Source organism: Paenibacillus sp. KS1 (assembly GCF_001680695.1).
GTDB classification, from domain to species: Bacteria; Bacillota; Bacilli; order Paenibacillales; family Paenibacillaceae; genus Paenibacillus_B; species Paenibacillus_B suaedae.
Map to the genome: position 1 here is coordinate 37,739 of NZ_MAIS01000042.1, position 12,407 is coordinate 50,145.

Here is a 12,407-nt window from a genome sequence, read left to right on the forward strand (position 1 = left end):
TTCGATTCACTCCTATTTAGGTGCAAATAAGAATAAGTGCGTTCTCTAGCCGATTTAGGCGAGGGGGCTCGGCAATGAACAAGGCCGCTTAACGGGTACCAGAGATGGAAGTCCCCTGTTGTAGCGGCCTTGTTCGTGTTGTGATCTATTTTATCTGTAAATATCATCCTAATATTGTGTCTGAACTGATATAATAAAATTTATATATTAAATCATTAAGGATAGGGCGAGGAGTAAACGAGTGAAACAGAAGCAAAATCATTATGCGACCGGTATCGCAGCCGCCGGGCTGTCCTATATTATTTGGGGCTTCCTTCCGATCTATTGGAAGCTGCTCGGCTCTGTGCCAGCAGCAGAGGTATTGGCTCATCGGATTATTTGGTCATTAGTATTCATGATTGTCCTGTTGGCATTGCTGGGGAAGTGGAAGTCCACTATGGCAGAAATCAAGCAGCTGCTCACCCATAAGAAACAAGCTATAAGTATCATTGTGGCTTCCGTTGTAATTAGCATCAACTGGCTCGTTTATATTTTTGCTGTGGAAAGTGCGCATGTAGTGGAAGCAAGCCTTGGATATTATATCAACCCTTTGCTTAATGTCTTTCTCGCGACATTTTTCCTGAAGGAGCGGTTGACGAAGACGGAGTGGTCAGCAGTTGGCATCGCAGCAGCAGGGGTTATATGCCTGACCGTATATTACGGCAGCTTTCCTTGGGCAGCGTTGACGCTCGCGACAACATTCAGTTGTTATGGACTCATTAAGAAGAAGGTATCTGTAGGCCCATGGACAGGGTTAACGGTGGAAACTTTGATCATGACGCCGTTTGCGCTTGTATTTCTTTTCTTCTTCAATCCTAATGGGATCCCGCTGTGGGATAAAGAAGCGTCTATAATCATGCTGCTAATGGGAGCGGGAATTGTAACGGCAATTCCGCTGCTATTATTCGCTACAGGTGCGAAGCGAATATCATTTACCCTTGTAGGCTTCCTGCAATATATTGCACCTACGATCATGTTGCTGCTTGGCTTGTTTGTGTTCGGGGAAGAATTTACGACTCCACAGTTTCTTGCATTCGCCTTGATATGGATTGCATTAGCTGTATTTTCGCTCTCTCGAATCGTAAGGAATACCAAAGCATCCAAGCAAGCTTCCCAAGCTCAGAATCCTTCGGATAGCTCATATACAGCTTCATAGAGAAAAGCTCATTATGCAAGTGAACGCTCTGTTTTCACAAAAAAAGCTTATCATACAAGGTCTGCAGGTTTCGTAGAAAGAGACCGTCTGACAATGCAGAAAATGCAGTAGTGAAGATGAAAAGCTTATTAGTGAATAATTTTATTGGGCTTTATCGTGAGTATCGAAATTGAAACGAATAATGAAAGGGAGTGTCGGTGTATTCCGTGCACTCCCTTGGTGTATAAAACATCTAGAATTAGGCTTATCCTACTCGTTGTTCTTGCTATGTCCGATCGGGTGACCAATCCATTGCTCGTAGATTTTCACAAGTGAACATAAATCCTCTTCCCCAAAGCCTGAGGTTTGGCCCATTTGGAACAAACTCTTGGCAACCTCCAGCATAGGTGTCGGAGACTGCATCGTATCAGTAAGCACGGAAGCGAGCTTCAAGTCCTTCAACATTAACTGCAGGGAGAATTGATTGTCGAAGTTGCCTGCAATAATCTTCTCACCTTTCAGTTCAGCAGCCTTACTGCCTGCACTGCCGTTGCGCACAACCTGAAGGAATGCCTCGGGATTCACGCCTGCCTTGGATACCATTGCAAACCCTTCCGCCAGAGCGGCATTGTTAATGCCGACAATTGTATTGTGGGCCAGCTTCGTGATGGAGCCGCTGCCATTAGGGCCCATATGAACGATCATTCGTCCCATTGCTTCCAACACGGGCATAGCTTGTTGCAGGGCTGTCTCTTCACCGCCGACCATAAAGACAAGTGTTCCATCAATGGCTGCAGGCTTGCTGCCCGTTACAGGAGCATCAAGGAACTGGGCTCCCCGTTCGGCGCAGGCTGCTGCGAGCTGTTGAACCAGAGAAGGAGATATGGTGCTGCAGTCAATTACGATATGACCGGAGCGAACACCTGCGAGTACCCCGTCTTCTCCGTAATAGATCGCTTCTATGGAGGAATCATCGCTAACCATGGTAATTACGACATCGGATTGTGCTGCGGCCTCACGCGGTAGATGTACGGCAGTCGCACCTTGCTCAACTAATGGAACGGTCTTATCTGTGGAACGATTGTATACGGCTACTTCGAATCCTTTGCTAAGCAGATTGGCTGCCATTGGCGCACCCATCGTGCCTAATCCAAGTACTGCTGCCTTCATTGTCTCTCATCCTCTCGCACTGTGAATGATTCGCATGATTTCGATGATGTTAGTGTACCATATTTGTCAGTGGCGGAGACAAGGAATCAAGCAAACAAATCAGCAGAGAAAGATGGTGAGAGCGTATTCATATGCAAATTTATGCAATGTTATAAATTTATTTTATCGTGGATTCTCGTTCAATGAAACGCGTTCCCTTGTGTTTCCGACCAAAATCCAGTATCCTATGACTATATTGATTTTCGTGGGTTAAAGTGGCAAAGTCAACCAATACTCGAGGAGGGTGTACGATGGCAAAAAAAGTGCACTTTGATTACAGCAAGGCGTTGGCGTTCGTAAGTCAGCATGAAATTGATTATTTTAAAGAGCCCATTCGCTTAGCGCATAAGCAATTACATAATAAGTCAGGAGCAGGTTCCGATTACCTAGGCTGGATTGATCTACCTTCCGCTTACGATAAAGAAGAATTTGCGCGCATTCAAGCAGCAGCTAAGCGCATTCAATCGAATTCTGAAGTGCTTATTGTTATCGGGATTGGCGGCTCCTATTTGGGCGCTCGTGCAGCGATTGAAATGTTGAGCCATTCCTTCTACAACATGCTTCCGAAGGACAAGCGCAACACACCTGAAATTTACTTCGCAGGCAACAACATCAGCTCGACTTATATGACGCATCTGATGCAATTAATTGAAGGCAAGGACTTCTCAATCAATGTTATCTCCAAGTCGGGTACAACAACGGAGCCAGCAATTGCATTCCGTATTTTCAAAGACTTGCTAGAGAAGAAATATGGCAAGGAAGAAGCGAAGAATCGTATCTTTGCTACTACGGATCGTGAGAAGGGCGCACTGAAGACGTTGGCAACGGCAGAAGGCTACGAGACATTCATCATTCCAGATGATGTAGGCGGCCGCTACTCCGTATTGACGCCGGTTGGTCTATTGCCAATCGCAGTCGCTGGCATTGATATTGACGAGATGATGCAAGGTGCTCGTGATGCTTCGGAAGAGTTCAGCAATCCGAACGTCGAAGAGAACCTCAGCTATCAATACGCAGCAGCACGCAATGCGCTGTATCGTAAGGGCAAGACAACAGAAATTCTCGTGAACTACGAGCCATCCCTTCACTATGTGTCGGAATGGTGGAAGCAGTTGTTCGGCGAGAGCGAAGGGAAAGACAACAAAGGGATCTATCCATCCTCCGTTGACTTCTCGACTGACCTTCACTCGATGGGGCAGTTCATTCAAGAAGGAACTCGCAACCTGTTCGAGACGGTTATTCAAGTAGAAGAAGTGAAGCATCACATCACGATTGAAGAAGATGCTGATGATTTGGACGGCTTGAATTTCCTCGCAGGCAAGACAGTCGACTTCGTGAATAAGAAGGCATTCCAAGGCACTTTGCTGGCACATACAGACGGTAATGTACCGAACTTGGTCGTGACGATTCCAGACATGACGCCATATTCGTTCGGATATTTGGTATACTTCTTTGAAAAAGCATGCGGCATCAGTGGCTATCTGCTCGGAGTGAATCCGTTCGATCAGCCTGGTGTGGAAGCATACAAGAAAAATATGTTCGCCTTGCTCGGCAAACCAGGATTCGAAGTCCAAAAAGCGGAATTGGAAGCAAGATTGTCCGAATAAGCGGGCGGCAAGAGTTAACAGCTTAGATAGGCAACAAGCCGTGAAAGCAGTTCTCCAACATGGGGGGCTGCTTTCTTGGCAATCTCGGAAGGTGAATCTTCATGCTAGAACAATATAAGACGTTGCGCCAATTTGGCAGCAAGGAGATCGTCATCAAGAAGTCGCGCTTTATCGGTTATGGCAAGCCAGTTGCCAACGAGGAAGAAGCGATTGCTTTTATAGAAGAAATCAAGAAACAGCACTGGAACGCCACACACAATTGTTCCGCCTACGTCATTGGCGAGCGGGATGAGATTCAGAAGGCATCCGACGACGGAGAGCCAAGCGGCACGGCAGGCAAACCCATTCTGGAAGTGATGAAGAATCAAGGTCTGAAAAATACCGCCATTGTCGTTACACGCTATTTCGGGGGTATTCTGCTTGGGGCAGGCGGCTTGATTCGGGCCTATACAGATGGAGCTGTTGCAGCGATTGAAGCGGCAGATGCGATTGTGAAGGTGCTGCATCAAGAGGTTTTTGTAGAAATCGATTATACTTGGCTTGGCAAGCTTGAGAATGAATTGCGAAATAGAGAGACGAGGATGGGAGAAACGCAATTTACCGACAAAGTGACATTGACGTGTTTGCCCGTTGTGTCGGAAACAGAGCGGTTTATGGCGTGGATTACGGATTTGACGCAAGGTCAAGCCGTTATTCGGAAGGGAGATTCTATTTACTATATCGAAGGGGAATAAGGAGAACAACCTCTATGCCAAGAAAAGCAGTGGATCAAGAGCTATCGCGAGAGCGAATCTTGGAAGTGGCGCGCCACTTGTTTGTCACGAAAGGATACCGCGCTATCTCCATGCGAAGTATCGGCCAACAATTAGGGTATAGCCACGGATCGCTTTATTATCATTTCAAAGACAAAGCGGAACTGTTCTACGCGCTCGTACAGGAAGATTTCAAGCGTTTGGGACGGCTGTTCGAACGTGTTATGGTTCAGGCTCCTTCCGATGGGTTGTCCAAGATGGAGCAGGTGATGCTAGAATTCATCCGCTTCGGTCTCGAGCAGCCGCACCACTATGAAATTATGTTTATGACGCGGGATGAAGAATTGCTCGCGTATGCCCGCTCAGAACAAGGTCGTTGCTTGGAATTGTTCTCGACGATTGTGAGACAGACGCTCGTGAGCAGCATTCATACCGAGCAGGAACGACATAATATCCCACGAAGCATTTTTCTTGCCATGCATGGATTCATCTCCTTTTACATTCAAGATCAAGTCACCTTTGATGAGGTGAAGCCGGCGGCGCTAGCTCACGTTCGCTTCTTATGCCGCAGAACGCTGGAGTCAGCACAGACGGCATAGTCACTTGCATTCTCATTTCAATGATAAATCGATATAAAAAAGCTCTTCTCACGTTTCTGTTCTCCTGCACATATAGTGACGATAGCCCAGCTTCGGGTTATCGGCATGTGTGTGAAAGGCAATTAGACGTAAGGGGGCTTTTTTATGTTAAAGCAATACAGTGACTTGTACTTACATGCACAGGTCATCAGGATAAAACATCTCCATCTTATGGTGTACACTCATGCCAATACTTCGATAGGAGTGTGTCTTCATGATTGAGTATATAGTACAGCCTGGAGATTCCTTGTTCACGATTTCAAATCGGTATGGGGTTCCGGTGTCTTCCCTCATTCAAGCGAATCAATTAACGAATACGGATGTTGTATATGTGGGGCAAGTGCTTCGATTCCCTGTGGGTGGAGGGGGGACATTTCCATTTCCGCCGCCACCGCCTCTCCCGCCAACGCAACCATTTCCTCCTTTTCCAGGAGGGATCAATTTGGAACAGCGTGTTACGATTCTTGAACAACAAGTTCGCCGCCTTCAGCGGGAAGTCGCGCAATTGCAAGGCAGAGAAGTGACGAGCAGTTGAATGGCCTGCTCGATGACAGGGTGTCCAATGTGTTGGGCGCCCTTCCTCTTGCCAATAGACGGTGAAGATGACAATATTGTAAGCTGAATTGTGACCAGATTCAGATGCTCATTCTACAAACTTCATGTAAAGTAGTAGGTATGGGGAATAGAGAGGTAGAATCTAACCATACCGATGGGATGAAGCGGGGTAGATGAAGGATGAAGAAGGCAGCGCTGCTGCTGGCGGTCGTGGCGATCAGCTGGCTGTTGGCAGGATGCGGACAAGCCGTTCAGCATACTTACGACAAGGTGAATCAAGTCGTAACCGATTATGGCAAAGAGAAATCGATTAATAAAGAGAAGGTTCTTCTTATTGTGAAAGAAGAACTGTACAAGCTGTATGATGTTCAGATCAATGATCAGGAATGGAACCTGATATGTGGGTTTTCAAAATATTTTCCGAACCAAGAGGATACCAAGTCGGATGAAGGACATGTTGCCTTTATTGGTACGATCAATGGAATGGAGCAGCGGCGGGGCGGCATAAGCGGTTTCTATGGGGAAGTGAACCTGAAGACGGGAGAGCTATACAAGCTCGGCATTCTGAGGCCGTCTGCAGAGGGGAATGTACAGGGTGACGATGCAGGAGAACTTCAGATGAAGGCGCGAGCTTTTATTGTAGACCGATTGCAAGCGAATGAACGAACACTTCGAATCCTTTCGGAGAAGGGCCAGGATCGTGGAGTCTTTCTATTTCAAGATTCAGATAGCGGGATGCGGTATTGGATTCAGATGCATGTCGAACAACAGAAAGTCACCTTATTCAAAAAGTGGAAATACATGTAAGCAAAGTCCGTCTGATGCAGGAAATGCAATCGGCGGATTTTTTTGTGCTTCCATCTGGCGAATCGAAACGGCGGCTTCATCGTCCATATCACATGAAATTGGGTTATCACCTATCATAAGGGTTTCGAATAAGTTGCATAAGGTTCACTTACAGATTGGGCGTTATAAATCAATCTTTGTATTGACGGTGTCATCTATTTTTTGGTAAAGTGGTGAAAACCATTACCAAGTAAATAAGTTGGAATAATGGACATAAAGAGTTGAGTTTACGTAGATGGAGGGACGAAGGTGAACGCAGTACTGCGCTATCGTGGAGCGTTGTGGGGGTTTCGAACCACGCTGCTTCTATACGTATTTTTGCTGGTTGTGGTACCACTTGGCGGCATATATGCTCAATCGTTCTATGGCGGTTGGAGCACATTTGTAGACAGTCTCATGGAACCTCTTGCATGGCAATCAGTGGCGCTGACGTTCCGTCTGGCGATCATTGCAACGGCGATCAACGTTGTCATCGGAACATTGTCGGCTTGGGTGCTCCACCGCTATCGTTTCGTCGGGCGAACTTGGCTGAATAGCTTGGTAGACTTGCCATTCGCTCTGCCCACCGCGGTAGGCGGGTTGATGATCCTGCTGCTGCTCGGGCCAGGAAGCTTCATTGGGAGATTGGCAGAATCTATGGGGTGGAGAATTGTTTTTGCAGAGCCCGCTATTGTAGCTGCTATGGTCTTCGTCACTTTTCCCTTCGTCATTCGGGCAGTTCAGCCGCTCTTGGAAGAGGCCGACTTGTCTGAAGAAGAAGCCTCTTATACGCTTGGCGCGTCCCGTATGTACACGTTCACTCGTGTTACGCTGCCGCGTATGAGGCCAGGCATTGTGAGTGGTGCAATGCTTGCCTTCTCCCGGGCAATGGCTGAATTCGGAGCAGTAGTGCTCGTCGCTGGGAACATACCGGGGAAGACGCTCGTTGCATCTGTATACATTTTCGGTGAAATTGAAAGTGACCACCCTCAATCGGCAGCAGTCGTTTCTGTCTTATTGTTGACCTTATCATTCATAGTCTTATGGGCGATTCATTGGATACAGAACCGGAGGAAATCGTTATGAAGCATACTCCTTATCATCGGCCCAATTCTTCAGAAGAACCGCATCAAGTGTTAACTGCCTCGCAATCCTCAGCAGCTGTACATGATCCACACCCACACTCACGCTCTAAGCTGCAGTTGCTGCTTATCATTCTGACTTACGCTGTATTTATTACATTACTTATTGCTCCATTATTGCAAATGCTGTTGGGAGCTTTCCAAGGTGGTTGGGGTTCAGCCCTCGCCTCCCTGCTTCGGCCTGAGTCGCTTCATGCACTTGGAGTTACAGCAGCTGTTGTAGGCGTTGTGACGCTGCTTAATGTTGTGTTTGGTGTATGGTTATCGATCGTCCTTGTAAGAGGGGGCTGGTTAAATGGTTTTGTTCGACGATTACTCAATGCGATTATCGATCTCCCTTTTGCGGTATCCCCGATTATAGGCGGATTTATGATTGTACTCTTGTTAGGGCCGCAGACGATTATGGGGACGTTATTTGCGAACATGGGCGTCCAAATCGTATATGCGTTCCCGGGTATGGTGCTTGCCACCTTATTTGTGACATTCCCGCTGCTTATCCGAGAAGTCGTGCCCGTCCTGCAGGAAATTGGGACACAGCAGGAAGAAGCTGCGTCGATGCTTGGCGCTTATGATTGGACTACCTTCTGGAAGGTAACATGGCCATCTATACGATGGGGAGTGCTCTATGGAGTCGTTCTAACCATAGCTCGTTCCCTTGGTGAATTTGGCGCCATTCTTGTCGTATCCGGCAATATTATGAACAAGACGCAGACCGCAACGACACTTGTATACCAAGACGTGGAGAACTTCAACATTACGGCGGCCAGCAGCTTGGCCCTAGTACTTGTATTCAGTTCGATCTTCCTGCTGCTCGTCATGGAATGGGCGAAGCGTCACGCAGGACGCAAAGGAGTGCATTGACGATGCATATTGAGGTAAATCAGCTCAACAAATGGTTCGGTTCCTATCATGCAGTGCGCGACGTCAGCTTCTCCATTGAAGCAGGTCAGCTTATCGGCTTGCTCGGACCGAGCGGTGGCGGGAAGACTTCTGTACTGCGCATGCTAGCTGGCCTAGAGCAGCCAGACAGCGGTGAAATTCGATTCCAAGGGAATCGGGTCAATGAAATCCCGCCCCAGCAGCGCGGCATCGGCTTCGTATTCCAGCAATATGCGTTGTTCAAGCATATGACCGTCTATGACAACATTGCCTTTGGGCTGACGATTCAGAAATGGCCCAAGGATCGCATCCGTGAGCGAGTTACAGAGCTGCTCGAGCTAACCGGGTTGTCTGGGATTGAGCGAAGATATCCGCACCAGCTGTCCGGAGGCCAGCGCCAGCGTGTAGCTTTCGCGCGTGCATTGGCCCCTGAGCCACAGCTGCTGCTGTTGGATGAGCCATTCGCTGCAATTGATGCCAAGATTCGCAAGGAGCTGCGAAGCTGGCTGAGGGAACTGATTGAACGGGTTGGCATTACCTCCATCTTTGTTACCCATGATCAGGATGAAGCGATTGAAGTTGCTGATGAGATCATGATTATTAATCAGGGAAGTGTGGAGCAAAAAGGGACACCGTGGGATATTTATCAATCACCGAACACTCCATTCGTGGCTGAATTTATTGGAGAATCGACGATTATTTCGGATCTGGACTCCCTGCGGGGATTCGAGACTCTCTCGTCGTCACTTCAGACGGCTATTCCTTATTCAGCTGATCCTGTAGAAGCTGTACTAGAGACGCAGGCTGTTCGGGAGACGCTTCAGGAACTCGGAGATGCATTCAAGGCATTGATTCGTCCTGAATATATTGAGGTGGGCTTGCCTGGTGAATTGAAAATGGCATCTGCCTGCATACACGGCACCGTGAGGTCGCTCCAATTTCGTGGGAGTGAATGGATGGTGGCTATTGAAGTTGGCGACATGATATTGAAAACATATCGTTCATTGGAGAAGCCAATGCTGCAGGCGGGGGATTGGGTGCAGGTGCTTGTCCATCGCATCTATGTGTTCGAGGGGGGTCGGAGTTGGGTAGTGGAAAATGCGTTAAAAGAAGACCCGATGCCGGTTCATATTTGAACACGGATCGTGTTCGAGGGGGGAGGACACCCTTGAGCCGAATTAAGACCAGAGATAGGCTTACAGCAATGATGGCGGTGATCATACTCTCACTCCTTGTGGTACTGCCGGGCTGTAGCAGTAAGTCAGCCGATCAAGACGGAAATGGGACGGAGAGGGCCTTAGCCATGAAGCAGATCTCTGCTTCTGACAAGGATACCGTGACTATCGTAATCGGTGCCTACTCAGTTGTGAAGGACGCACTAGGGCGCATACTCCCACAATTCGCTGCCGATTGGGAGGCGAAAACGGGGAAGAAGGTGGTCTTTCAGGAGTCTTATGAAGCCTCCGGTACTCAGGCCAGAGCGATAGCCGGCGGGATGGAAGCGGATGTAGCCCTTCTCGCCATGGAAGGGGATATAGATAAGCTTGAACGTGCGAAGCTGATTAACTCAGATTGGAAGCAACAGGATGCTTATCAGGGAATGGTTACTCGTTCTGTTGCTGTCATAGGTACACGGAAAGGCAATCCTCTCGGCATTCGGGATTGGACGGATTTGACCCGTGAAGGGGTAAATGTCTTATATCCGAACCCGAAGACATCAGGTGGAGCACAGTGGGATATTAATGCCATATACGGAGCAGGGTTGAAGATGGCAGCTGAGCAAGGGAAGGATGGGCTGCCTTTTGCCAAGCAGCTGCTGATGCGCGTCCATCATAATGTACTGTCCATGGATAAGAGCGGCAGAGCGTCGATGGCGGCATTTGAGTATGGTGTTGGGGATGCAATCGTGACCTACGAAAATGAGATCCTGTCCCGCAAGCGTGAAGGCGTACCTTATGAAATGGTTCTTCCTAAGCATACGATTCTAATCGAGAATCCAGTTGTTGTTGTGAGGAAATATGCGAGGAAGCACCAAGTTGAGGAAGCTGCGGAAGCGCTCGTCGCTTATTTGCGTGAGCCGAAGGCGCAGCGAATGTTCGCGGAAGCAGGCTTCCGTCCTGTGAATGAGCAGGTTGCTAAAGAGACCATCAAGGCCTATCCCGTCCCAGATGGCTTGTTTCATATCGATGATATGGGCGGATGGGATGAGGTTAGGGAGAAATTGTACAGCAATCGGGGAGTTTGGTATCAGGTGTTAGCGGGAATAGAATGATCAATATTCCTTTGCACAAGGCTAAAAACGAGTTAATTATGGGGTATGGTTAGACGGAAATGAGGGTGATAGGTACAATGCCCTCTCTTTTTTATTTTCGGAATAGGTGATGGAGAACGGAAAACAAAAGGGGCTTATCATAAATCCTTGACTGAGTGCATAGATTCGTCACGAATGACTTTTCTAAGAAAGGAAGTAGCCTATGACCAGCGTAAAGTTCAATCAGTTGTTGGACTTCGCAATACTGCCCGCTCAGGAAAAGATAGTGGATAAAAGGTGGCCTGATGACAGCTCGAGATGGATTAAAACGAAGCGCGTCAAAGGCCTATGTTGGCCGTACCGGATGGCAAAAGAATTGGGCTGGACCATTTACTGTCCGGTCGACATTGATATTCAGCCCGTAAAGGAAATCCAAACTTCCATTCAGGATCCCACAGATTTTGCCCGTCTTAAGCATATGGTTCCCATGGAGGATTGGGCACATAAAAATGATGTCGTCATCGGCATTTCGCCCGCAGGTTGGTATAAAATCCACGAATACAAGTACAACGGACTTTATTATCCGATGCTGCTTCCGAATGGAGAAGGTACATTTGAATGGAGGCAAGGTTGGAGTGTAGAGATCCCAAAACAACATTTCATCCTTATACAACCACTCGAAACGCAAGACGGGAGATTCGCCATCTATCCTGGAATGCTTCATGGCCCGACATTGGCAAGAGTTCAGGAGAGAATAGGCTTGCCACTGGCGTTCGAACCCTTGAAGGAATGTCGGATCCAAAGAGGAGAGCCACTAGCTAAGCTTCTAGTGCTCCCCATGTCGGTTCTTTCTATTAAGAGTGAAATATCTATATCAAATACAGATGAAAATCCAGGTTAAGTGATCGCTACGATTGTGAACGTTACTCCTACGTTGTTGATTGGAAACAAAGAAGTATTAACAAGATTCAGCACGCTATCTGGTCCCGGTGGAGTGGTAACAATCATCGTCCCTGACGTATGGATGCCAACTGGCGAATTCGGAGGGGCTGAAACAAAGCTGAATTGGATTTCGGTGCCGTTCAATGTCAATATGAATTGTATGGATGAAGATTGCGGTAATGTGATTGTTATTTCCGATGCTTCCCAATTGACCAGATAGCTGTGTCCGCCTGCAAGCAAGATGTCTGGCGAAGGAGGCGTCTGAGAGATCAATGTCCCACTAATAACTGGAGCCATATTAAATGGAACGGTTCCTCCCGATGGGACCGGCGACGGAAGAAAACCACCATCAATTACGGCAAAATTGGAAGTGATCAGAGGTCCTGTGGCCCCCGTAACACCAGCAGCGCCCGTTGCCCCAGTAGCCCCCGTA

General features: G+C 47.9%; 12 protein-coding genes and 1 pseudogene. 11 read left to right on the plus strand and 2 right to left on the minus strand.

Annotation, left to right across the window (positions count from 1 at the left end; translation table 11 throughout):
• The first annotated feature begins 241 nt into the window (after window positions 1–241).
• A complete protein-coding gene (gene rarD / locus BBG47_RS15400; RefSeq protein WP_065292415.1) occupies window positions 242–1,195 on the plus strand; it encodes an EamA family transporter RarD in 954 nt (317 codons plus the stop codon).
• 249 nt (window positions 1,196–1,444) lie between these two features.
• Here rarD and BBG47_RS15405 read toward each other — a convergent pair whose 3' ends face one another.
• Complete coding sequence (locus BBG47_RS15405) at window positions 1,445–2,344, minus strand: NAD(P)-dependent oxidoreductase (protein ID WP_065292416.1); 900 nt, start codon at window positions 2,342–2,344, stop codon at window positions 1,445–1,447.
• A 290-nt stretch (window positions 2,345–2,634) separates the two neighbouring features.
• Here BBG47_RS15405 and BBG47_RS15410 point away from each other — a divergent pair, with 290 nt between their 5' ends.
• The 10 genes from BBG47_RS15410 (at window position 2,635) to BBG47_RS15455 (ending at window position 11,933) form a co-directional block, all read left to right on the plus strand.
• On the plus strand, window positions 2,635–3,990 hold the full coding sequence (locus tag BBG47_RS15410) for a glucose-6-phosphate isomerase (RefSeq protein ID WP_065292417.1): 1,356 nt from the start codon (window positions 2,635–2,637) through the stop codon (window positions 3,988–3,990).
• Window positions 3,991–4,091: 101 nt separating this feature from the next.
• Complete coding sequence (locus BBG47_RS15415) at window positions 4,092–4,724, plus strand: YigZ family protein (RefSeq protein ID WP_028531700.1); 633 nt, start codon at window positions 4,092–4,094, stop codon at window positions 4,722–4,724.
• A 14-nt stretch (window positions 4,725–4,738) separates the two neighbouring features.
• Window positions 4,739–5,341 (plus strand): TetR/AcrR family transcriptional regulator, encoded by a 603-nt coding sequence (locus BBG47_RS15420; RefSeq protein WP_021256370.1) that lies wholly within the window; start codon window positions 4,739–4,741, stop codon window positions 5,339–5,341.
• A 253-nt stretch (window positions 5,342–5,594) separates the two neighbouring features.
• Window positions 5,595–5,915: a LysM peptidoglycan-binding domain-containing protein gene (locus BBG47_RS15425; protein WP_094183171.1), complete on the plus strand. Its 321-nt coding sequence runs from the start codon at window positions 5,595–5,597 to the stop codon at window positions 5,913–5,915.
• A 200-nt stretch (window positions 5,916–6,115) separates the two neighbouring features.
• A complete protein-coding gene (locus BBG47_RS15430) occupies window positions 6,116–6,742 on the plus strand; it encodes a hypothetical protein (protein ID WP_065292418.1) in 627 nt (208 codons plus the stop codon).
• Between the two features lie 288 nt (window positions 6,743–7,030).
• Window positions 7,031–7,846: a sulfate ABC transporter permease subunit CysT gene (gene cysT / locus BBG47_RS15435; protein ID WP_065292419.1), complete on the plus strand. Its 816-nt coding sequence runs from the start codon at window positions 7,031–7,033 to the stop codon at window positions 7,844–7,846.
• 110 nt (window positions 7,847–7,956) lie between these two features.
• The gene (locus BBG47_RS15440; protein WP_065292431.1) at window positions 7,957–8,763 is read left to right on the plus strand and encodes a sulfate ABC transporter permease subunit; all 807 of its coding nucleotides are present in this window, start codon (window positions 7,957–7,959) and stop codon (window positions 8,761–8,763) included.
• A gap of 2 nt (window positions 8,764–8,765) precedes the next feature.
• A complete protein-coding gene (locus BBG47_RS15445) occupies window positions 8,766–9,917 on the plus strand; it encodes a sulfate/molybdate ABC transporter ATP-binding protein (RefSeq protein ID WP_065292420.1) in 1,152 nt (383 codons plus the stop codon).
• A gap of 68 nt (window positions 9,918–9,985) precedes the next feature.
• Window positions 9,986–11,053, plus strand: a complete 1,068-nt coding sequence (locus tag BBG47_RS15450; RefSeq protein ID WP_065292432.1) for a sulfate ABC transporter substrate-binding protein — start codon at window positions 9,986–9,988, stop codon at window positions 11,051–11,053.
• Between the two features lie 202 nt (window positions 11,054–11,255).
• Entirely contained in the window at window positions 11,256–11,933 is a 678-nt protein-coding gene (locus BBG47_RS15455) for a hypothetical protein (RefSeq protein ID WP_065292421.1), read from the plus strand.
• Here BBG47_RS15455 and BBG47_RS29935 read toward each other — a convergent pair.
• Window positions 11,930–12,407, minus strand: a pseudogene (locus tag BBG47_RS29935) (hypothetical protein); the annotation flags it as partial. The gene BBG47_RS15455 and the pseudogene BBG47_RS29935 overlap by 4 nt on opposite strands.

Excerpts from the sequence above, each read along its gene's own strand:
- BBG47_RS15405 (WP_065292416.1), bottom strand. The coding sequence starts at position 2,344 with ATGAAGGCAGCAGTACTTGGATTAGGCACGATGGGTGCGCCAATGGCA.
- BBG47_RS15410 (WP_065292417.1), top strand. The coding sequence starts at position 2,635 with ATGGCAAAAAAAGTGCACTTTGATTACAGCAAGGCGTTGGCGTTCGTA.
- BBG47_RS15415 (WP_028531700.1), top strand. The coding sequence starts at position 4,092 with ATGCTAGAACAATATAAGACGTTGCGCCAATTTGGCAGCAAGGAGATC.
- BBG47_RS15420 (WP_021256370.1), top strand. The coding sequence starts at position 4,739 with ATGCCAAGAAAAGCAGTGGATCAAGAGCTATCGCGAGAGCGAATCTTG.
- BBG47_RS15425 (WP_094183171.1), top strand. The coding sequence starts at position 5,595 with ATGATTGAGTATATAGTACAGCCTGGAGATTCCTTGTTCACGATTTCA.
- BBG47_RS15430 (WP_065292418.1), top strand. The coding sequence starts at position 6,116 with ATGAAGAAGGCAGCGCTGCTGCTGGCGGTCGTGGCGATCAGCTGGCTG.
- BBG47_RS15445 (WP_065292420.1), top strand. The coding sequence starts at position 8,766 with ATGCATATTGAGGTAAATCAGCTCAACAAATGGTTCGGTTCCTATCAT.
- BBG47_RS15450 (WP_065292432.1), top strand. The coding sequence starts at position 9,986 with ATGATGGCGGTGATCATACTCTCACTCCTTGTGGTACTGCCGGGCTGT.
- BBG47_RS15455 (WP_065292421.1), top strand. The coding sequence starts at position 11,256 with ATGACCAGCGTAAAGTTCAATCAGTTGTTGGACTTCGCAATACTGCCC.